This is a genomic window from Streptomyces sp. NPDC088730, from assembly GCF_044751215.1.
Lineage (GTDB): Bacteria > Actinomycetota > Actinomycetes > Streptomycetales > Streptomycetaceae > Streptomyces.
Map to the genome: position 1 here is coordinate 1 of NZ_JBIVLK010000019.1, position 20,758 is coordinate 20,758.

Here is a 20,758-nt window from a genome sequence, read left to right on the forward strand (position 1 = left end):
GCGTCGAGCACGTCTTCGCCCGCATGAAGACCTGGAAGATCCTTCGCGACTGCCGCCTTAAGGGCGACGGGGTCCACCACGCCATGCTCGGAATCCCCCGCCTACACAACCTCAACCTCGCCGGATAGACGGGCAGTCGGGTTGGCCACCGGCCACGTCCACACGCCTCAGAGATCATTTACGGGACAGGACTTAGTAGAGCAGGACACGTTTGCGGAGAAGGGCGAAACCGGACCGACCGAACATCCGGCGTTTGAGCATCCTGATTCGGTAGACGCGACCTTCGACGACGCCAGAGCTCCAGGGCAGAGTGGGGCCGAGGATAACCGCATCCTGGTCACGGTCGATACCTGCGGCGAGTGTGTAAAGGCCGAGTTCGTCTCGCCGGACGGCATCGAGCCACTGCGGCAGCCGTTCGCCCTGGCGTTCTGTGAGTATCTGGCCGATGGAGCGGACGTGGCCTGTGAGAGCGTTCAGTTCAGGGTAGTGGACCAGAGCGGCCTTGAGCCGAAGGGGCTCGGTCTCGGTGAGGGTCTCCGGCCTGTGGAGGATCCATCCGGCGACGCCCCGGGGTGACGGTGGCCGAGCCGTGACGGGACCTGGCGAGAGCCGCTTCTCCCGGAAGCAGGCGCGAACCCGCTGGTGGCTGCCCTGATAGCCAAGCGGCACTATCTCCTCCCACACCGCCCGGGCATTCGTGCAGCATTGGTTCCGGCGGTCATCCAGGTAGGGCTTTCAGGGGGCGTTTCGCGCCTCTTCGGGGGCGGCGACCGTCTGGGGCGGCCCGCGTGAGACGGCCCCGCTCCACCTCCCGGAGGCAGGATCGTCTGCACTCCCCCGGCCGCTCGCCGTCTGACCGCCGTCGGAGTCACCCCGCTGCCTCTTCGTGAACCGAGTGCCTGGGCTCAGCTGGGAGCTGTGCCCAGCAGGATCCGGCTGATGCCGTCGGTCATGCGACCGTAGGGGCTGAGGCCGCTCAGCTCGATGGCGCTGGTCGTCACGCCGCTGAAGGCCCGCCTGATGGTCCAGCCCTCGGTCGGCGGGAGCTCATAGGTGGCGAAAAGAGCCTGGGTGGTGTCCATGGCCAGCTGCTCGTCAGCCCGTTCCGCCGGGTTCGGTGTGCCCTCGTCGCCATCCACTACGCTGTGCAGCCAGATTCGTTCGATGATTTCCCTCAACGGTCGGGGGTGTTGGCGCAATGACGCCTGGTCTGCCACCGCAGCCGTGAGGACAGTGTCGAAGACGTCGCCCCACTGCTTCGCGAGGGTGCGCAGAGACTGGTGGGGAGCGTTGTCGCAGTCGACCAGGAGCGACGTGAACTTGGTTTCGCACCGCTCGCGGTCGCACGCAGCCGTGTCGGCCGGAAGGCTACGCCGGGCCGCGCGCCGGGCGAGGTGGACTGCCCACCTCCCGGGCATGCGGGGTGCCGCTTCGGCCGGCTTCCAAAGAGGTTCCCAGGTGTCGGAGTGCAGGAGGTTTCCTGGCCGCAGGGTGGTGGAGGCCACGGCTTGCAGCCTTGCGCCTGGTGCCCGCTGTGCGTAGGCCCGCTGGGTTGCGCCGCCCACTGCCGCCAGGCTTTGCAGTTGCTTCCGCATCTGGTAGCGAGTGGTCAGCAGGTAGAACAGGCAGTCCCCCATGGCGATTTCGGCTGCCTCCTCGTGTCCGCTCGCACCGCAGTCGCATTCGAGAACATCGTCGGTGACTCGTGCGAGGGCGTCCGCGTAGCCGTACACGGCATGCCCTCCCCCGGACGCCAGCGCGAGGAGTATCTCGTTGAAGGACTCTCCGTTGGCGCAGTCCGGCACGATGTCGACGATCTCGTTGTAACGGATGGCGCAGTCGATGGCGCGCTTGATCGCTCCGCAGCGGTCGGCCGCCGTGAGGGTGCCTAGTCTGTCGGTGACGCTCCGGTATCCAGGTGTGCTCATGGGCAGGCGGTGGTATGGGACCATGGCGGCGTCCCACCAGCGTGCCCGCATGTACTCCCGAGGTGTCACCGGTCCGCCCGCGGCGTCGACGAATCCGCTCGGGTCCATGATGCGACGGGTCTCCGTCGTCGTGATGTCCCGGGCCCTGAGGACGGCGTCCACGAGCACCGTGTCCCGCAGGGCTTGGGTGACGGACTTCCCGCCGAGGCAAGCGAGTCCCTCACTGGCCGCCGTCCCGTAGGCGGCGTGGCCGCCGCCGCCGGCGTCGTCCACAGCGGCGACGTAGTCGACGGCCATCATGAGGCATGACGTTGAACCGCAGAGGTCGAGCATCCGGCCGTCTGCGCGGATGAAGGCGGCGGCGAACCACAGCAGGATGAAGTCACGCATTGCCATCGGCACGGCGTGCGTAGGACTTTTGGCATGGCGCAGGCAGTATTCGCCCAGGATCCTGTCTACTTCGCCGCCCTTCCTGGGGACTGCTTCTATCAGGGGCGCCAGGCTGTCCTTCCGCGCTGTCCACAGCCCCGCCCGGATCTGTGCCGCTGTGACCTGAGCCGTTGCCAGAAGCGGGCTTTGCATCACGCTCTGGATGACCTCGGGGGCGAAGGCTGCGCTCAGGATCTGGCGGGCTGCACGCTCCCCCACCTCGTAGCGGGGTACCTCTGCTGACCGATAGGGTTCGTAGAGGGGCTCTTGGATCATGTACATGGGGGGTTCGTCGGCGGATCGCTTCCGGGGCGTCGCATCTTGCGCACGGTGTAGGGCGGATTCCATCTGAGTGAGGCGCTCGGCACATCCGCGACCAGCGGTGAGTCCGCAGGCGGCGGTATCCCACAGATCCGTGATGCGCTCCCCCTGGGCCCGCAGGTAGCGTACGAGCTCGGGGCCGGGGAGCGTCACCGACTGTGATTCTGAAGGCATGCTGTCCTTCCTTCCTCGATCATTGGCTGGATGATTCGGCGCGGGGCAGTGCGCCTTGGGTCGTCGGGCAACCGGGTGCCGGATCGGACTGCTGCGTGCGGTCTGCGGTGTCGCGAGTCATTACGGCAGACTCGCCGTACGCCATGAGGGCACCGTCCAGCTCGCCTGATACGCCAGTAGTGGTGGTACTCGGCTGGGTGGCGCCAGCAAGCCGGTGGTGTGTCAGGGGTCGTCTACCGGTTGACCGCGCAGGTTGCGGCGGAGCTCCTTGGGCAGCGAGAAGGTGATGGACTCGTCGGCGGTCTTGACCGCCTCCACGTCCGTGTAGCCGCGTTCGGCCAGCCACTTGAGGACGTTGTCGACGAGCACGTCGGGGACCGAGGCGCCGGAGGTCAGGCCGACCGTCGTGACGCCCTGAAGCCAGGCTTCGTCGATCTCGTCGGCGAAGTCCACCAGGTAGGCGCTGTCCGCGCCGGCGCCGAGGGCGGCCTCGACCATGCGCTGGGAGTTGGAGGAGTTGCGGGAGCCGACGACGATGACCAGTTGGGCGTCTTCGGCGAGCTTCTTGACCGCGATCTGGCGGTTCTGCGTGGCGTAGCAGATGTCGTCGCTGGGCGGTGAGAGCAGGTTGGGGAACCTGGTCTTCAGCGCGTCGACCGTTTCCGTCGTCTCGTCCACGGAGAGGGTGGTCTGGGAGAGCCAGACGACCTTCGACTCGTCACGGACCTTGGCATTGGCAGCGTCCGCGGGGCCGTCGACCAGCGTGATGTGGTCCGGGGCCTCACCGGAGGTGCCGATGACTTCCTCATGGCCCTCGTGGCCGATCAGGAGGATGTCGTAGTCCTCGTTCGCGTACCGGATCGCTTCCCTGTGGATCTTGGTCACCAATGGGCAGGTCGCGTCGATCGTGGCGAGCTTCCGCTCGGCTGCCTCCGCGTGCACGGCCGGGGCCACCCCGTGTGCCGAGAACACGACAATGGAGCCTTCGGGGACCTCCTGCGTCTTCTCTACGAAGATCGCTCCTTTACGTTCCAGGGTCTGCACGACGTACTTGTTGTGGACGATCTCGTGGCGGACGTAGATCGGGGGCCCGTACAGTTCCAGGGCCTTCTCGACGGCGGCCACGGCACGGTCCACGCCGGCGCACCAGCCTCGCGGTGACGCGAGCAGTACTCGCTTCGTGGCCCGGGTGGGACGGGCCGGGTGGGCCTGGGACGGGGTGGCGGTGTTCATAAGGCCCTCCATACGGCCTGGTGGGCCAGGTGCTGGAGGCTGGCGCGCGTATCGGCGGGGACAGAGGCCCGGGCCAGGGCGGACGATGCGCGCTCGTACCGTTCGCGGATCATCTTCTCGACCGTGTCCGGGGCGCCGGAAGCGGTGATGATGCTCCGTGCGAGGTGTGCCTGCTCTTCGGTGAGGGTGGGGCATCCCACGAGCGGGCGCAGTTGATCGGCCTGGGCGCGGGGGGCGTGGTGCAGGGTGAGTGCGATCAGGCAGGTGTGCTTGCCCTCGCGCAGGTCGTCCAGGGCCGGTTTCCCGGTCTCGTCCGGATGGCCGAAGACCCCGAGGAGATCGTCGCGCAGTTGGAAGGCTTCTCCCAGGGGCACGGCGAACGCGCTGAGTTGGGTGAGGAGGGTGTCGGGGGCGCCGGCGAGGGCGGCGCCGATGTGCAGGGGGCGTTCGATGGTGTATTTGGCGGTCTTGTAGCGGATGACGCGCAGGGCGCGGCCGACGTCGGGGGCGAGTTGGCTGGTGGCGGTCAGGTCGAGGTATTGGCCGTACAGCACCTCGTTGCGCATGGTGTCGATCAAGGGCAGTACTTGGGTGCGTTGCAGCGCGTCCAGGGCTGTCTCGGGGGCGTGCAGGAGTTCGTCGGACCAGATCAGGGCGAGGTCGCCTATGAGGATGGCGGCCGCGGTGCCGATGTCGGTGGCCGCCTGCCGGGTGCGGTCCTTGCTGTGGTGGGCTGCCAGGGCCCGGTGCATGGCAGGCCGGCCGCGCCGGGTCGCGGAGTGGTCCATCACATCGTCATGGACCAGGCAGAAGGCGTGGAACATCTCCAGCGCGGCTCCGACTCGTGCCGCCTGATCCGCACTGCCTGCGCCTCCCGCGGCGTGCCACCCCAGCACGCAGAGCAGCGGGCGGATGCGTTTCCCGCCGGCGTTGAGGAAATCTCCGACGTATCCGGCGACTTCCTCCGGGAAAGCGCCGGCCCTGGCTGCGGTGATCTTGCCGTCGACGAAGTCGTCCAGGATCTGCGAGACGCGTTGGCGCACCTCGCCTTCCTGGAACACGGCCGAGGCACGGGAGGAGTCCGCGGGGGCGGTGTGGATGCCGGTGGAAGCGGTCATGGCTGATCACCTTCCTCGTCATCGCAGGGGGCGGTGAGAGCGAGCGCTTCGTCCATCAATGCCTCGACGATCTTGGATTCCGGGACGGTGCGCAGGACGTGGCCCTTCCGGTAGATCTGGCCTTTGCCGTTGCCGCAGGAGACGCCGAGGTCGGCTTCGCGGGATTCGCCGGGTCCGTTGACGACGCAGCCCATGACGGCAATGCGCAAGGGGTGGGGGAAGCCGTCGAAGGCGGCCTCGACTCGGCCGGCGAGTTTGTGGATGTCGACCTGGAGGCGGCCGCAGCCGGGGCAGGAGACGATTTCGAGTTTGCGGGGGCGCAGGCCGAGTGAGGCCAGGATGTGGCAGCCTGCCTTGACCTGCTGAACCGGGTCGTCGGAGAGGGAGACGCGGATGGTGTCTCCGATGCCCTCGCCGAGGAGGATGCCGAAGGCGACGGCGGATTTGATGGCTCCTTGGAAAGCTGGTCCGGCTTCGGTGACTCCGAGGTGGAGGGGGTAGTCGCATTGTGCGGCGAGCAGCCGGTTCGCGGCGATCATCGTGATGGGGTCGTGGTGCTTGACCGCGATCTTCAGGTTCCCGAAGCCGTGTTCCTGGAACAGTGAGCACTCCCACAGTGCGGACTCCACGAGGGCTTCAGGGGTGGCGGAGCCGTGTTTGGCGAGGAGGCGTGGGTCGAGGGAACCGGCGTTCACCCCGATCCGGATCGGTACTCCGGCCGCCGTGGCGGCTTGGGCGATCTCGGCCACCTTGTCGTCGAACTTCTTGATGTTGCCGGGGTTGACGCGGACGGCGGCGCACCCGGCGTCGATGGCTTGGAAGACGTAGCGGGGCTGGAAGTGGATGTCGGCGATCACCGGGATCGGGGACTTGGCCACGATGGCGGGCAGGACGGCGGCGTCGTCCTGGGAGGGGACGGCGACGCGGATGATGTCGCAGCCGGCGGCGGTGACTTCGGCGATCTGCCGCAGTGTGGCGTCGACGTCGGCGGTCAAGGTGGTGGTCATAGTCTGCACGGAGATCGGGGCACCGCCGCCCACGGGCACCGTGCCGACGTTCAGTTGTCGCGTCGGGCGGCGGCGTGCCGGAGTCTGCGTGGCCGGGGACGCGGGGGGCAGGGTGGGTGGGCCGAGGTCGATGGCGGTCATCGAGTGCTCCTGGGAGTGGGTGCCGGCGCGTGCCTTGCCAGGTCTGGGCGCAGGTGGGTCAGGGCTGTGGTGGAGATGCCGGTGCCGTCGAGTCCGGCCTGGGTGAGCAGGTGCGTGCGGGTCGCGTGGGGGATGAAGGCGGTCGGCAGACCGCAATTGATCACCGAGGCGGCGACGGCCGTATCGGTACAGGCCTGGGCCAGGGCGGTACCGAAGCCTCCGGTGCGCAGTCCGTCCTCGACGGTGACGGTCACACGGTGGCGGGCGGCCAGGGCGGGCAAGGCGGGGTTGACGGGCAGCACCCAGCCCGGATCGGCGACCGTGACCCCCAGCCCCTGTTCCTCAAGCAGCACGGCGGCGTCCAGGGCGGCCGCGGCGAGTGGGCCGGTGGGGACGAGCAGCACATCCAGGGGGCCGCGGCGGGTGCGGTGCAGGATGTCCAGGCCATCCATGCGGGTGAGCGCCTCGATGTCAGAGCCCACGGTGGCCTTGGGCAGTCGCAGCGCGGTAGGCCCGCCCTGGTAGGTGGTGGCCTCGCGCAGCAGTTCACGCAGCCGCGTGGCGTCTCTGGGTGCGGCGATGCGCAGTCCCGGGATCGTGGAGAGGACGGCGAGGTCCCACATACCGTGATGGCTCGGTCCGTCCGGGCCGGTGATGCCGGCCCGGTCCAGAACGAACGTGACTGGCAGCCGGTGCAGGGCCACGTCCATGAGAACCTGGTCGAAGGCCCGGTTCAGGAAGGTGGCGTAGATCGCGACGACGGGATGGTAGCCGCCCATGGCCAGGCCGGCCGCGCTGGTGACGGCGTGCTGCTCGGCGATTCCGACCTCGAACACCCGCTCTGGGAGGGCCTGTTGCATGGGGAGCAGGCCAGTCGGGGCAAGCATGGAGGCGGTGATTGCCACCACTTCGGGGTGCGCGGCGGCGATCTGGCAGAGTTCCTGGCCGAAGACGCTGGTCCACGAGGGGGCCTTTGCCGTGCGGGCGGGGCTGGGGCGACCGGTGGCGGGGTCGACAGTGCCCACCGCGTGCAGGCAGTCCGCCTCGTCCGTCTCGGCGGGCCGGTAGCCCTTGCCCTTGACCGTCATCACATGCACGACCACCGGCCGGGACAGGGCTCGGGCCCGTCGTAGCACCTGATCGATCTCCTCGGTGTGGTGTCCGTCGACGGGCCCGAAGTAGGTGAAGCCGAGATCGGTGAACAGGTTGCGGCACGCTTCCGCGCCGCCGCCGGATTTCAGCACGTTCAGGTGCTCGGCGAGGGCTCCGGTGGTAGGGGCGTAGGAGCGGCCGTTGTCGTTGAGGACGATGATGACGGGCCGGTCCTTCGCGGCGCCGAGGTTGTTCAGCGCTTCCCACGCCAGGCCGCCGGTCATCGCACCGTCGCCGATGACCGCCACCACCGCACGGTCGCTCTCACCGGCGAGCTGGCGGGCCTTGGCCAGACCGTCCGCGTAGGACAGCGCGGTGGATGCATGCGAGTTCTCCACCAGATCGTGCACCGACTCCGAACGGGAGGGGTACCCCGTGAGGCCGCCGGCCCGCCGCAGCGAGTCGAACGCCTCACGGCGGCCGGTCAGCATCTTGTGCACATATGCCTGGTGGCCGATGTCGAAGACCAGCGCGTCCCGGGGGGACTCGAACACCCGGTGCAGGACGAGCGTCAGTTCCACCATCCCCAGATTCGGCCCCAGATGGCCGCCCGAAGCACACACTTTCTCGACCAGGAAATCCCTGATCTCCGCCGCGAGCACCGGCAACTGCTCAGCGGGCAGGGCTCGCAGCGCTCCTCCCGCTTCGGCCATCGTTCCCATCAGAAGACTGGTTCGCGTCGTCATGAGAGGTGCACACATCCTCAAGAGGTCGGGGAAGAGTCAGCCAGGGAGGCCGGCAATCTTCCGGATTCAGACGGAGTGCGGCTCTGAAGGCCACCGGACCGGAGCCGGTCGCGGAGGCCAGCCGCGACACAACGTGCCCACCTCCAGTCACGCAGCCCCGGCGCCGCGACGGAACCCGGCAGAGAGGACCGAGCCATGCACGCGTTGAACGCTTGTGCAGACGTTCACAAGCGATGGCGTCATGAACCGTTCCGGGTTCGGTAGAGACTCCATTCCGCGAAAGGAATGAGTCATGGCACGCCCCTGCTCCTGAGCCACGAGCGAGCCGTCCTTCCCTCGGTTGCCAGCAATATCGCCGGAGCGGGCGAGGTCGAGGAACGGATTCCGTACACGCAATAACTGCGTGCGTATCCGCGATGTGATCCTTCGCTGAGGTCGCTGGTGCCGCTTTCCGCGGCCGCGCTGCTTGTCGTCATAGGTGCGGGAGGCGGTGTCGGCGTCCACGCAAGCGAAGGCGGACAGGAACATGGCCCGCTTCAGCTGCCGGTTGGAGCGGGTCAGGGAGGGCAGGGCGGTGTCGAGGGGGCCGGTTCCAGGCAAGATCACGGTCTGCTCGTCCAGCGCGTCGGAAGGCCTCGTCGATGAGTCGGGCGGCCATGCGCGGGGCCCCGGAGCCGGGTGGGCTCGACGAGTCTGCGGCGGCCGGCCTGTCTTTCTCATCGGTCTTCGCCTCGCCGGGGTAGAGATCGGCGATCCGGCGCATCGCCAGGCCGGGCAGGCAGGCAATCCCGCAGCCCGCGTCCCGGACGACGGTCAGCGGCAGGGCGCCGATGGAGGCGGGCTGGTCCACGATCACCAGCACCGTGCCGAACTTCCCTGCCGGCTTGTCGAAGACGGATCGCAGCTTCGGCTCGCTGTTGGGCAGGGGCTTGTCGAAGCACCATCATCGAGACCGGCACCGACTCCTACCGCCTCGCCAGCACCCGCGCACGAGCCGAAGAACCCGCGAAGACCGGCTGACTTCCCGTGAGCGTGGGGGTCGTGTCACCGTTGATCCCCGGCAGGCTTCAACCTTCACGCTCTGCCGGTCGTGGCTCTTCTGGATCTCGCCTGTCCATGCCAGCCTGAGGCGGTCTGGGGGACTTGGTGGGGTGGCAGATGGGGGCAGGGTGAGAGACATTGCGGTGCAGGTACATAGCGACTTCGACGGCCGGTTGAAATGGCGCTCTCGCTATCTGATCCACAAGGCCCGCCGTCGAGGCCGGACCGGGCTGCTGTTGCAGGTGGACCTGCGTGACCCGCCCCGCAGCATGTCACTCAAGTGGTGCCTGGTGTCGGTCACCGAAAGTGGGCGCCAGCTTGGCAGCATCGATCGGACCAGCATCAGAAAGGTCCGTTTCATCACCTTGCCCCCAGGTCCCCACTCACTGCAGCTTGAGGTCACGCGGCATCGCGAACGTCGCTGCACACAGGCGCAGCAGAACGTGGTGCTCGGGCAGGGAGACATTCTCCTGGTGACGTGCGACCCGGTGCAGCCGAACGTCTTCTACCGGCGCAGTCCCGTGGTGGACACCTGGAGTGCGCAGATCCTTCAAGCGGATCCGAACGCCTGATCAGCTGAGGCTCGCCAAGGGCCAGCCCGAGTTTTCGCTTCTGCCGCCACGTGTGTCGGCGGCCGCAGTCGCTCCGGTGCCGTCATTTCCGCTCGACAATCACGGGCCTGTTGATCTCCAACTGGCGGCCCCGGAGGCCGCACCGCCGTCGATGTCCTCTTTACGGGAAGACCCGCACACTCCGCGCCGACGCGGAGTGCCCGGACCTGTGCGACATCACACGGCGCGGCGAGACTGCGGCCGGCAACGGCAGGATGGGAACGGGAGTTGCGACGGCGGCCATGTGGCACCAGCCTTATTAGCGGCACGGCCCCGTGGTCAGGCGGACCCGCCCCTGATGGTTCATGGCTTCCTTTGAATGATCGCCCAGCCCCAGGAGCACAGAAAGAGCGCGCAACGCGCAAATGACGCAGGCGTGTCACCGTGATCTACACCCCAGGCGTGCAGCACGTCACGCCATACGCCCGCTGCGCCTCGACCAACCCGCCGCGGGTGCGATGCCGGGTTCGAATCATGGGCGTCGTAGCGCCGCCGATGGCGCATTCGACGCCTATATGTCGCCACCGGCTGTCCGGTCGGCGCGGACAGTGCTCCCGCGGGCTCACCCCGGACCTCGGGCGTCGTAGAAAGCCATGTCGGCCTGGTCAAAATGATCAAGGGGCAGATGTATGGGCGAGCCGGCTTCAAACTTCTGCGCAAGCGGGTACTACTCGCCTTCTGACCTCGCTGTCAGCGGCCCATGCGACGATCCCCAGGCAGCCACGCGAGGAGAGACATGGGTACCTGGGACATCGGCCCCTTCGACAACGACACCGCCGCCGACTTCGGCGGTGACCTGGACGAGGCAGCACTGGAGGAACGCGAAGCCATGATCCGGGGCGTGCTCAAGCGTGCCGCCGGGCCTGCGGACTTCCTGGGCATCTGCGATGGCGAGCGCGCAGTGGCCGCGGTGGCCCTGGTCGTCGCCCAGCATCCTGGCGGCGATCCGGCGTGTTCGGGCTATGGCCCATCAGAGCCGCTACCGGAGTTGACCGCAGACCTTCGGATGCTCGCCGTTGACGCCCTGGACCACGCGGTCTCCAACAGGTCCGAACTCGCCGAGCTATGGCCCGAGGCTGCGAACTGGTCGAAGTGGCGTCAGGACATCACCCGCCTTCGCGAGGTCCTTGACCCTCCGGTTCCGCCACAGGAGGAAGCCCTTTTCTGGATCTAGTCAGCGACCCACGGTGAGGAACCACAGAACTTGGTCCAGAACCGCTGTTCAGCCAGCAGGACGAACCTCACCCGCCGCCTCCGCCGGACCTCTGGGCAGAAGGGGTTGGCGCTCCTGGAGAAGGGTAGTGGATCATGTGCCGCATGGTGAACACTTCTCGGCGCAGCCTGCTGGCTACTCTCGCAGCCTCTGCCGCCTCCGTGCCGCTCAGCGCTCTGGCCACTGCCCCGGCCCGCGCCGACGACCCGGCCGTAGCCGTGCGGCCCTTCGCGGCTTCAGCTGGTCCGGCCTCAGCGATTTCCTCTGTGACGCTGCCCCCGTTGGACGCCTCGTACTTCACGTCGGTCACCCTGGGCACCCCGCTCACCGCAACCCTGCGGCCGGGGACACCGGCCCGTACCGAGGTCACTTCCGGCGGCAGGCGCGTCGCGCTGCTGACTCACGGCGCGCGATCCGTCGTGCTGACCGGTCCGCGGCGTACGTTCGCCGAGAACAAGGCACCTTTCGTCGACGACTTCAAGCGCACGCTGCCGGACCTGTCACTGCCGGCCCCGAATCGGCAGTACTGGGGCGCCTCCCCCGGCGGCGGCAACTGGTCCGTCCTCGGGCCCGCCGACACCGACTACTCCGTGGTGCCGGGTACCGGTGTCATCACCCTCACGAGCGCCAACGCCAGCAGGCACGCGAGTCTGCGCGACGACAAGATCACTGACGTCGACGTGCGCTCCGTGGCCAGGTTTGACAAGGTGCCCACCGGTCAGGCGTGTTCGTACGCGCTGTCCTTCGGCTACCAGGACACCCGGAACAGCTACCGGGCCCGGCTGTCCTTCCTCACCACGGGCGCGGTCGAACTGCGGGTCGAGAAGGAAGTCGCCGACGCCGTCACTCAGCTGGCCTCGTCCCTGACACTTGCCACGGCCGTGCCCGCGGGTACCGACTGGACGATCCGGGTGCGCCGGGAGGGCTCCCTCATCCAGGTAAAGGCGTGGCGTTCAGCGTCGGCAGAGCCGTCCGCGTGGGCCGTCGAGGTCAGCGACTCCACCTTCGCGCAGGGCCGGGTCGGCCTGCGTGCGCTGGCCAACAGCGGTTGCACCAACCTGCCGGTCACGCTCTTGGTCAGCCGTCTCCAGGTGGATGCCGCGAGCTGGGATGTCCCGCCGAGCGTCACGCACGACGACTGGGTGCGGGTGCTGTCCCAGCCCTTCGACGGTACGTGGACCGATGAGGTCGAACGGTCCATACGGGGCTGGGCCGGGTCCACGGCTCCGGACGTGCTCGCACACGCCGCGATGTTCCTCGCCGGGTCCCCGGCGGTGACCGCCGGGGCGGGCCCGGCCCAGGGCAAGCAGGTGCTGGGCGAGGCCGGGTACGGCTACCTGGATCCCCAGGGCTTCCGACGCGAGGGAGCCGACTTCCACGAGTACATGGGCATTGGCTGGACCTTCGACGACGGTGCCCACACCGGACCGTCCAGCAACCAGGTCGGCAACCTCGACTGCTCGGGCTACACGCGGATGGTGTACGGCTACCACATGGGCGTGCCGCTGGCCGCGGGCGAGGACACCTCCCGCCTGCGAATTCCCCGCCGGTCGGGCGAGATGGCCGACTACTCACCCGGCGTGCGGATCGACCGGACCAACGGCACCAATCCGCCAGCCGCCACACTGCTCCAGCCCGGTGACCTGGTGCTGTTCAACGCCGACTCCGGGGACGACAACCCGACGGCCACCGTCGATCACGTCGGTATCTACCTGGGTGTGGACGCTGCCGGGAAACGCCGCTTCTTCTCGAGCCGCAAGACCGGGAACGGCCCCACCATGGCCGATCTCGCCGGTGCTTCGCTGCTGGACGGTACGGGCACCTACGCCACGAAGCTGCACACGGTGCATCGCATCTGAGCCGTGCCCCGGCGGTTTCACCCCGCGCCAGGGTGAAACCGCTCCCAGGGCGACGGCCGACATGCAGCGGCCCAGCACGCGTACGCCCCAGCCCGCCCCGTCCCCGGAACGAGGCCGACGCCCACGCACGTCAACGGGTCGGACAGGGTGCGCCCGTCCGACCCGTTGACGTGCGGCAGGCCGATGCACCGTGTCGACGGCCGACCAGGCCCGGGAAGCGGGGATCGCGTCATGGACCATCCCCTGAGACATCGTCCACCTGGGCATGGCTGCCCAGTGATCGGTGTCCTTCTCCTTCAGCCGGGCCGCGTTCGCCGCGCCGGCTCGCCGGAGACCGACGGGCTGACGGGCTGACGGGCCATGACCGGCCGCTGCTCAGCGCCAGGTGTGCGCAGCCGTGAATCCCAGCAGTTCCCGGCTGCGCGTCGTGTCGAAGAACGCGTCGTGACCGCCGAAGCCCTGGCGCACCCGGGCGTCGGGGTGGTGTGCGGCGAGGAGGCCGAGGCTGGGTTCCAGGGCGGCGCTGTCGGGCGCGCAGATGTTGATGACGTGGTGGCCCTCCAGGTCCGCGTTCAGTGCCGCCGCCACGGAGGCCGCCGCGTCCTCGGTGTGCAGCCAGCCCCATAGTTCGCGGCGGTTGCCCGCCGGGTCTCGGTGCACCTCGTCGAGGCGTTCGCGCAGCCGCTCGCCGGCGCCCACGAAGGGGAAGCGGAGCATGACGGTGGTGGTGCCCCAACGGCGGGTGGTGAACGCGGCGGCCTCTTCCGACATCACCTTGGACAGGCCGTAGGAGTCGACGGTGAGGTTCGGGTGTTCTTCGTCCACCGGCACGTAGGCGGGGTGCAGTTCGCGGTCGGCCCAGGCCAGGCCGACGGCGGAGGCGCTGGATGCGGCCACCACGCGGGGTACTCCGGTGCGGCCCGCCTCCTGGTACACGAGGTATGCGGCGAGGACGTTGGCCCGCAGCGTCTCGTCCTCGGGGACGATGCCGGGCGCCGGGTAGGCGGCGAGGTGGACGACTCCGGCGAGCCCCGCCTCCCCGGCCGTCTCCCGGGCCGTGATGAAGCATTCGGTGACGGTCTTCGCGTCGGTGAGGTCGCCGGTCACGAAGGCGGCGCAGCTCTTGTCCGCGTCCCCGCGCTCGCGGTCGGCGCCGACGACGCGGTAGCCGGCGCCGGCGAGGTGGGCGACGACCGTCCGCCCGATTCCGCCGGCCGCCCCGGTCACCAGGACGGTTGCCGCCGGGGCCGTACCGGCCGTCGCTGTCCTTTCGGTTCGCTCGCTCATCCCTTGACCGCTCCCATCAGTCCGTTCACGAAGTAGCGCTGTGCACAGAGGAACAGGGCGATCACCGGTACCACCATGATCAGTGCCGCTGCCATCAGCGAGTTGTACTGCACGACGTTGGAGGACTGCATCGTCTGGAGTGCGATCGGCAGGGTGTAGCTGTGCGGATCGTTCAGCGAGATACGGGTGAGCTGGTACTCGTTCCACGTCGGGATGGCCGTGAGCAGCGCGATCGTGACGATCGCGGGGCGGGCCAGGGGCAGGTAGATGCGGCTGAAGATGCGCAGTTCGCCGGCGCCGTCCATGCGGGCCGCCTCGCGCAGTTCGGCGGGGACGGAGTTGAAGGAGCTGGTGAGCATGAGGATCGCGAGGGGGGCGCTGCCGTTGACGAAGGGCAGGATCAGGCCCCAGTGGGTGCCGAGGACGCCGAGCTTGCTCTCCAGCAGGACGATCGGCAGCAGGGTGACGACGCCGGGGACGAAGAGCAGCACGAGGAACAGCCGGTACAGCCATTTCTTGCCGGGGAACTCCAGCACCGAGAAGGCGTAGGAGGCGGCCGAGTAGATGACCACGACGAGGACGGTCGTGAGGACGGTGACCTTGACGCTGTTGAGGAAGTAGTCGAAGAAGTCGAGCTTGTTCCAGGTGTCGCTGAAGGTCTGGAGGGTGGGGTGGTGCGGGATGAGGTGCCCGCCCTCCTGGACCTCCGCGTTGGTCTTGAAGGCCGCGGACACCATCCACAGGAAGGGGTAGACGCTGACGGCCGCGTAGGCGGCGAGGACGACGCCGACGATGATCCGGACGACGGGCCAGCGGCTTCGGGTGCGGCTCGACCGGGCGGTGCGGCCGGGGGCGCCGGTGCGGCGCGGGGTGCTGAGCGCTTCGCTGCTCATCCCATCCTCCTCATGGCCCGCTGGTTGATGAAGGCGACGACGAGGGCCGCGATGAACAGGAGCCAGCCCAGGGCGCTGGCCAGACCGAGCGTCGGGGACAGCTCGTTGAGGAAGGCGAGGCGGTAGGTCTCCAGGCCGAGCACGCTGGTGGAGTCGCCGGGGCCGCCGTTGGTCATGATCAGGAAGGACTGGAAGCCCTGGAGGGAGTCGCGGACGTTCAGCAGGATCACGACGATGGTTATGGGCTTCATGAGCGGCCAGACGATGGTCGTCGTGGAGCGCAGCCAGCCGGCGCCGTCGATCTGGGCGGCTTCCAGCAGGGAGCCGTCCAGGGACTGGAGGCCGGTCAGGTAGAGCAGCATGGCGACCGGGACGGCGGACCAGACCATGACGACGATCATGGTGGGCAGGGCGGTGTGGGGGTTGCCGAGCCAGCCCTGCGGTTCCTGGAGGGAGCCGAGGCCGACGGTCTTGAGCAGCAGGTTGATCGCGCCGCCGGGCTCCAGGATGTAGTTCCAGGCGAAGTACACGGCGATGCCGGTCGTGACGTACGGCAGGAAGTAGATGGAGCGCAGGACGCCCTGGAATCGTTTGACGGAGTTGAGGACGAGGGCGAGCGGGAAGGCGACGAGGACCGTGAGGAGGGGAACGCCGATGACGACCCAGAGGGTGTTGGTCGCGGCCTTTTTCACGATCGGCCAGTAGGTGGGGCTGCCGCCCAGCAGGTCGGTGTAGTTCTTGAAGCCCTTCCAGTGCCATTCGGGCCAGAAGCCGTTCCACTGGGCGAAGCTGAGTGAGAAGCCGTAGACGATCGTGTAGACGCCCATGAGGGCGAACAGGAGGATCGCGGGGGTGACGAAGAGGTAGCCCCAGGCGGCCTGCTTGCGCTTCTCGCGCATTCTGCCGAGCGGTCCACGCGCGCGGGGCGTCCCGGCCGCGGGGCCGTTGCCGTCTCCGCGTCCGTTCCCGGCGGGGCGCGTGCCCCGCACCGTTCCGGTTTCGGTGGTCATTTCTTCTGCTCCGCCCAGTAAGACTTGATCATCGAACTCATCTGGGCACCCGTGCTTTTCGCGGAACGCGATTTCAGCGGGGTGTACTGGGCCAGTACGGCGCCGACCTTTCCGGGGTCGTACAGGCTTGGCCGGTAGGCGGTGTATCCGGCGTTGTATGCTTTCGCGCCGGAGCCGAACGCGGTTTCCATGGAATTCAGGACGGGTCCGAGGGCTTTGCTCTGGTTCTTGTCGAGAGCGTTCGGCGGCACGTCGAGTGCCTGTTTTCCGAAGTCGGCGGCGATTCCGTCACGGGAAAGGAATTTCAGCCACTTCAGCGCCTCGTCCTTGTGTTCCGACTTCTTGGTGACGGAGAGGCCGGTCAGGGAGAACGGGGAGAGCTGGAGGCCGGGGATCGCGGCGTCTTCCGGCGGGGGCACCGGGAAGGTCATGAGGTTGTCGGCGTCGTAGCCGTTCTCGGCGAGGAAGGCGAGGGTGTAGGTGCCGCCGATGTCGAAGGACGCCTTGCCCTGGGCGAAGGCGAGGTCGGCCTCGTCGATGCTCTTGGTCTGGGTGCCGGGTACCCAGTACGGGGTGACCTGGTTGTAGGTGTCCAGGACCTTCTGGCCGTCGGCGGAGGACCAGCTCTTGGCGGGGTCGGGTCCGAAGAGCGCCTCGAACCTGTCCTTGCCGAGCATCCCGTAGGCCATGGGCTGCATCAGCCATTCCAGGGCGGTCGAGGGCTGCTTGATGCCGATGGTCATCCCGCCGTTGGACGGGTGGGCCTTCTTCATCTTCGCGAGCGCGTCGACGAAGCCCTCCCAGGTGGTGGGCGCCTCGGTGATGCCGGCCTGTTCGGCGCGGCGCTTGTTCATGTAGACGACGCCCTGGGTGCCGACGGTGAGCGGCACGCTGAAGCGCTGCCCCTTCTCGACGCCCTGGGTCTTGGAGCCTTCCGTCAGGGAGTTCCGGTAGACGTCATCGGTGACGGTGCCGTCGGCCAGGACCTGCGGGAGGTACTGGTCGAGCCAGGTGCGGTCGACGTCCTTGGAGAGGTCCTCCAGGAGACCCGCGCCGCCGAAGGAGAGGTCGTCGCCGTTGGCGTGGACTTCGAGCACGTCGGGCAGGTCGTTGGTGCGGGCGGCGGCCTGGACCTTGGTCAGGAACGCGTCGTCCGGCGTCACCGCCTGGATGTTCACCTTTGTCCCGGTCTCGGCGGTGAACTTCTTGGCGGCTGCCTGGAGGGCGGCCACATGGGACTGTTTGAAGGTCCACATGGAAAGTTCACCGCGCCCGGAACCATTCCCGTCGCTCGTCCCGCACCCCGCGAGCAGTACGCCCATGACGGCGACCGAAGCAAGAATCGAGGAGCGGCGCGTGGTCGGGAGAAATCGTTTCACGTTCCCAGCGCCTTTCTTGAGAGCTGTCCGTTCAGCTCCTGCCGTAGCAGCACATGGAATCTAAATCGACTTGATGTACGATGTCAATAGACGTAACTGCACGGAAAACAATTGGAAACCACACCCCGTGTCACCCTCCAGGAGGACCTCCATGACTCCACCGGAACGAGCAGCGGGCGCGGTGACCCCGCGCGTCCCCTCGTCCCCCTCACCGGGCGCCTCGACCCCGCCTCCTGCCGCCCTGGCGCCGGGTGAGGTACTGGCGCCCGCGCCGTGGGCCTCGGCCGACCCCGACGCGCTACGCGTCACGGCCGTACGCACCTTCCTCTGTGCCCCGCAGGGCTGCCCGTACGTCATCGTGCGCGTCGAGACCAACCAGCCCGGACTGTACGGCCTGGGCTGCGCAAGCGATCCGCAGCGCACCCGCGCGATCCGCTCGGTGGTCGACGACTACTACGGGCCGATGCTCGTGGGCCGCGACCCCTCGGACATCGAGGACCTGCACCGGCTGCTGCTCAACAGCGGCTACTGGCGGGGCGGTTCGATCGGACAGAACGCGCTGGCCGGGGTGGACGTCGCGCTGTGGGACATCAAGGGCAAGGTCGCGGGCCTGCCCCTGCACCAGCTGCTCGGCGGCCGGGCCAGACTGGCCGCGGACGCGTACACCCATGTCGACGGCTTCGAGGCCGGGGAGATCGCCGAGAAGGTACTCGCCGCGGCCGAGGGCGGCTACCGCCACGTCCGCGTCCAGATCGCCGTTCCCGGCACCGACACCTACGGCACCGCCCCCCGCGACGAGGCCGAACGGCGCCGCCGGGCGCTGCGCTCGGGCAGCTGGGACTCGCTGGGCTACCTGCGCCACGTGCCGCCCGTCCTGCGCGAGATCCGTGAACGGGTCGGCCCCGACGTCGAGTTGCTGCACGACGCGCACGAGCGGCTCACGCCCTCGCAGGCCCGCGAGCTGGTCCACGAGGTCGAGGACGCGAGGCTGTTCTTCCTGGAGGACGCGCTGGCGCCCGAGGACGCGGCGCACTTCGGGCAGTTGCGGACGGCCGGCTCGGTGCCGCTGGCGGTCGGCGAGCTGTACCACGACATCGGGATGTACCTGCCGCTGCTGGAGGCGCGGGTCATCGACTTCGTGCGCATCCGCATCCCTACGCTGGGCGGGCTGACCCCTACCAGGAAGCTGGTCGCGGCGGTCGAGCTGTTCGGCGCGCGCACCGCGCCGCACGGTCCCGGCGACGTGAGTCCGGTGGGCATGGCGGCCAACCTGGCGCTCGACATCAGCTCCCCGGCCTTCGGGGTCCAGGAGGCGGCGGCCTTCAGGGAGGCGACGCGCGAGGTCTTCCCGGGCACGCCGGTGCCCGAGAGGGGGTGGCTGCACCCCTCGCCGCTGCCCGGTCTCGGCGTGGATTTCGACGAGTCGGCAGCCGCGAAGTACCCGGTGACGGCACCACTGGAACACGACCGCTGGGCGCTGCTGCGCAACACGGACGGCAGCGTGCAGCGCCCCTAGGGTCTGTCCGGTGGATCAGGGTCGGATAGGGCGTGGCGTCTGGTGCGGTGCATCGCGAGGCGCCGGAGCGTCTCGATAGCGGAGCTATTGGGGCGTTTCGGCAACGCGGCGAGGTGCCGTGCCGGACGCCACGCCCCCGGCCATGATCCACCGGACAGACCCTAGAGGCCGTACGCGGCGCGTACGCCGGAGGGCCCCGACGGAGCGGTTGCGTCGGGGCCCTCCGGCGTACGGGTGCGCCTGCGTACAGGGGGCGGCGGCGGGCTCAGCGCAGCAGCAGGGACATCGGCTGGGCTGACAGGCTGCGGTCGAGGACCAGGGAGGCCGCGCCGACGGCGGCGACGTTCTCACCTATGGCCGTCGAAGTGACCGTCGTGGGATGGCTCTGCTTGACGAACGGGGACTGCGCGACCATCGGTTCGATCACGGCCAGCAGCCGGTCGGCCAGCAGTGCCCAGATGGGGCCGCCGAACACGATCGTGTCGGAGTCCAGCAGGGTCGCCGCCGCGCTGACCCCGCGTCCGATGCGTACGCCCCAGCGGTCGATGATGCTGCCGGCGCGCGGCTCGCCGCCGGCCGCGAGGGAAGCGAGGTGCTGGAGGCTGCGCTGCGCGTCCTGCGGGTCGGTGGGTGTGAACTCGTGCCCCAGTACGGCCAGTTCGATGGCCTCTTCGACGAGGGCGCGGGTGGAGCAGGCGGCGCCGAGCCCGCCGACCTCGCCGACGTTGCCGGAGGAGCCGCGCAGCACCGTGTCGTCCACGACCAGGCCCATGCCCGAGCCGGTGCCGAGGTAGAAGAAGAGGAAGTTGCGGCTCTCGGTGGCCGCGCCCGACCAGCGCTCCGCGACGGCGGCGGCGATGACGTCCTTGTCGAGCAGGGCCGCGTAGCCGGTCTCCTCGCTGAGCCGGTCGCGCAGCGGGACGCTGCCCCAGCCGGGGAGTTCGGGCGGGTCGACGACCAGTCCGCGGGTGACGTCGACGGGGCCCGGCGCCGCGATGCCGAGGCCGAGGACCCGGTCGCGGTCCACACCGGAGTCACCGACCAGTCCGCTCACCGAGGCGGCCATGCCGGCCATGACGGTGTCGGTGTCGCCGCCGCGCGGGGTCGGTTCGCTGCGCTGGGCGACGACCGTGCCCAGCAGGTCGAGGAGTACGTAGGTGATGACGGCGGGGTCGAGGTGCACGCCGATCGCGTAGCGCGCGCCGGGCGCGACCTGGAGGAGGGTGCGGGGCTTGCCGCTGCCGCTGCTCTGCTTGCCGGTCTCGTGGGCGACGCCCTGGTCGATGAGGCGGCGGGTGATGTTGGAGACGGTCTGCGCGGACAGCCCCGTGGCCTCGGCGAGTTCCACCCGGCTGAGGCCCGCGCGGTCCCGGCGGATCGCGTCCAGGACGACGGATTCGTTGAAGTCGCCCATGCGGGGCAGGTTCGTGCCGCGCCGGATCGACGCCTTCCCGGCACTCGCCCTTTTGCTCGTCACTGTGGTGTCTCCTGGACGTCTCCCGCTCCCGAGGAGGACCGCGGTCGTCCGTGCTCTCGTCCCCCGGGTGCGTCGAATCGGTGGAATTCTACCGGTCGTCGGCCGGTAGCCGTCGCCGTACGCGCGCCGGGGCGGGGTCGGTCCCGGGGGCGCACCCGCGTACCGCGGCCGGTGGATGGCGCAGAGGAGATGGCACGGGCCGGTGCCGCCGTCCCGTTGCGTGCCGCCTCCCCTGCGCCCGTCTGGGGTGGCGCGCCCCTGTCGGGGGTCGCGCCCGTGCGTG

General features: G+C 68.8%; 15 protein-coding genes and 2 pseudogenes. 6 read left to right on the forward strand and 11 right to left on the reverse strand.

The window, feature by feature from the left end:
• Together ACIP89_RS33720 and ACIP89_RS33725 are read left to right on the forward strand one after the other, a co-directional pair.
• Positions 1-128 (forward strand): annotated as a pseudogene (locus ACIP89_RS33720) (IS5/IS1182 family transposase); the annotation flags it as partial.
• Positions 129-141: 13 nt separating this feature from the next.
• Positions 142-576, forward strand: a complete 435-nt coding sequence (locus ACIP89_RS33725; protein ID WP_402118180.1) for a hypothetical protein — start codon at positions 142-144, stop codon at positions 574-576.
• 329 nt (positions 577-905) lie between these two features.
• On the opposite strand, the gene ACIP89_RS33730 is transcribed toward ACIP89_RS33725, so the two are convergent.
• The 6 genes and pseudogenes from ACIP89_RS33730 to ACIP89_RS33755 all read right to left on the reverse strand — a co-directional run.
• Positions 906-2,639, reverse strand: a complete 1,734-nt coding sequence (locus tag ACIP89_RS33730) for a hypothetical protein (RefSeq protein WP_402118182.1) — start codon at positions 2,637-2,639, stop codon at positions 906-908.
• Positions 2,640-3,074: 435 nt separating this feature from the next.
• A complete protein-coding gene (locus tag ACIP89_RS33735) occupies positions 3,075-4,085 on the reverse strand; it encodes a 4-hydroxy-3-methylbut-2-enyl diphosphate reductase (RefSeq protein ID WP_401925995.1) in 1,011 nt (336 codons plus the stop codon).
• Positions 4,082-5,203, reverse strand: coding sequence for a polyprenyl synthetase family protein (locus ACIP89_RS33740; RefSeq protein ID WP_402118184.1), 1,122 nt, complete (start codon positions 5,201-5,203; stop codon positions 4,082-4,084). Before ACIP89_RS33740 ends, ACIP89_RS33735 begins: the two co-directional genes overlap by 4 nt.
• The gene (ispG, locus tag ACIP89_RS33745; protein ID WP_402118186.1) at positions 5,200-6,351 is read right to left on the reverse strand and encodes a flavodoxin-dependent (E)-4-hydroxy-3-methylbut-2-enyl-diphosphate synthase; all 1,152 of its coding nucleotides are present in this window, start codon (positions 6,349-6,351) and stop codon (positions 5,200-5,202) included. The genes ACIP89_RS33740 and ispG overlap by 4 nt, the downstream gene beginning before the upstream one ends.
• Positions 6,348-8,165, reverse strand: coding sequence for a 1-deoxy-D-xylulose-5-phosphate synthase (locus ACIP89_RS33750; RefSeq protein ID WP_402118241.1), 1,818 nt, complete (start codon positions 8,163-8,165; stop codon positions 6,348-6,350). The genes ispG and ACIP89_RS33750 overlap by 4 nt, the downstream gene beginning before the upstream one ends.
• Before the next feature lie 444 nt (positions 8,166-8,609).
• Positions 8,610-9,126, reverse strand: a pseudogene (locus tag ACIP89_RS33755) (transposase); the annotation flags it as partial.
• 232 nt (positions 9,127-9,358) lie between these two features.
• Here ACIP89_RS33755 and ACIP89_RS33760 point away from each other — a divergent pair.
• The 3 genes from ACIP89_RS33760 to ACIP89_RS33770 all read left to right on the forward strand — a co-directional run bounded on the left by ACIP89_RS33760 (position 9,359) and on the right by ACIP89_RS33770 (position 12,913).
• Entirely contained in the window at positions 9,359-9,802 is a 444-nt protein-coding gene (locus ACIP89_RS33760) for a hypothetical protein (protein WP_402118187.1), read from the forward strand.
• Positions 9,803-10,577: 775 nt separating this feature from the next.
• Positions 10,578-11,015, forward strand: coding sequence for a DUF4259 domain-containing protein (locus ACIP89_RS33765; protein WP_402118188.1), 438 nt, complete (start codon positions 10,578-10,580; stop codon positions 11,013-11,015).
• A 143-nt stretch (positions 11,016-11,158) separates the two neighbouring features.
• The gene (locus tag ACIP89_RS33770) at positions 11,159-12,913 is read left to right on the forward strand and encodes an NlpC/P60 family protein (RefSeq protein WP_401925999.1); all 1,755 of its coding nucleotides are present in this window, start codon (positions 11,159-11,161) and stop codon (positions 12,911-12,913) included.
• A 375-nt stretch (positions 12,914-13,288) separates the two neighbouring features.
• Here the strand turns inward: ACIP89_RS33770 and ACIP89_RS33775 are convergent, their stop codons facing one another.
• Genes ACIP89_RS33775 through ACIP89_RS33790 form a run of 4 tightly spaced genes read right to left on the reverse strand, consistent with a single transcriptional unit; the run spans position 13,289 to position 17,482 of the window.
• Positions 13,289-14,200: an NAD-dependent epimerase/dehydratase family protein gene (locus tag ACIP89_RS33775; RefSeq protein ID WP_401923823.1), complete on the reverse strand. Its 912-nt coding sequence runs from the start codon at positions 14,198-14,200 to the stop codon at positions 13,289-13,291.
• Positions 14,197-15,093, reverse strand: coding sequence for a carbohydrate ABC transporter permease (locus ACIP89_RS33780; RefSeq protein WP_401923825.1), 897 nt, complete (start codon positions 15,091-15,093; stop codon positions 14,197-14,199). The genes ACIP89_RS33775 and ACIP89_RS33780 overlap by 4 nt, the downstream gene beginning before the upstream one ends.
• Entirely contained in the window at positions 15,090-16,103 is a 1,014-nt protein-coding gene (locus ACIP89_RS33785) for a carbohydrate ABC transporter permease (RefSeq protein ID WP_401923827.1), read from the reverse strand. Before ACIP89_RS33785 ends, ACIP89_RS33780 begins: the two co-directional genes overlap by 4 nt.
• Positions 16,100-17,482: an ABC transporter substrate-binding protein gene (locus ACIP89_RS33790; RefSeq protein ID WP_402118190.1), complete on the reverse strand. Its 1,383-nt coding sequence runs from the start codon at positions 17,480-17,482 to the stop codon at positions 16,100-16,102. The genes ACIP89_RS33785 and ACIP89_RS33790 overlap by 4 nt, the downstream gene beginning before the upstream one ends.
• 151 nt (positions 17,483-17,633) lie before the next feature.
• Between ACIP89_RS33790 and ACIP89_RS33795 the strand changes: the two genes are divergently transcribed.
• The gene (locus ACIP89_RS33795; RefSeq protein ID WP_402118192.1) at positions 17,634-18,998 is read left to right on the forward strand and encodes an enolase C-terminal domain-like protein; all 1,365 of its coding nucleotides are present in this window, start codon (positions 17,634-17,636) and stop codon (positions 18,996-18,998) included.
• Positions 18,999-19,263: 265 nt separating this feature from the next.
• Here ACIP89_RS33795 and ACIP89_RS33800 read toward each other — a convergent pair whose 3' ends face one another.
• Positions 19,264-20,475, reverse strand: a complete 1,212-nt coding sequence (locus ACIP89_RS33800; protein WP_401923835.1) for an ROK family transcriptional regulator — start codon at positions 20,473-20,475, stop codon at positions 19,264-19,266.
• Positions 20,476-20,758 lie beyond the last annotated feature (283 nt).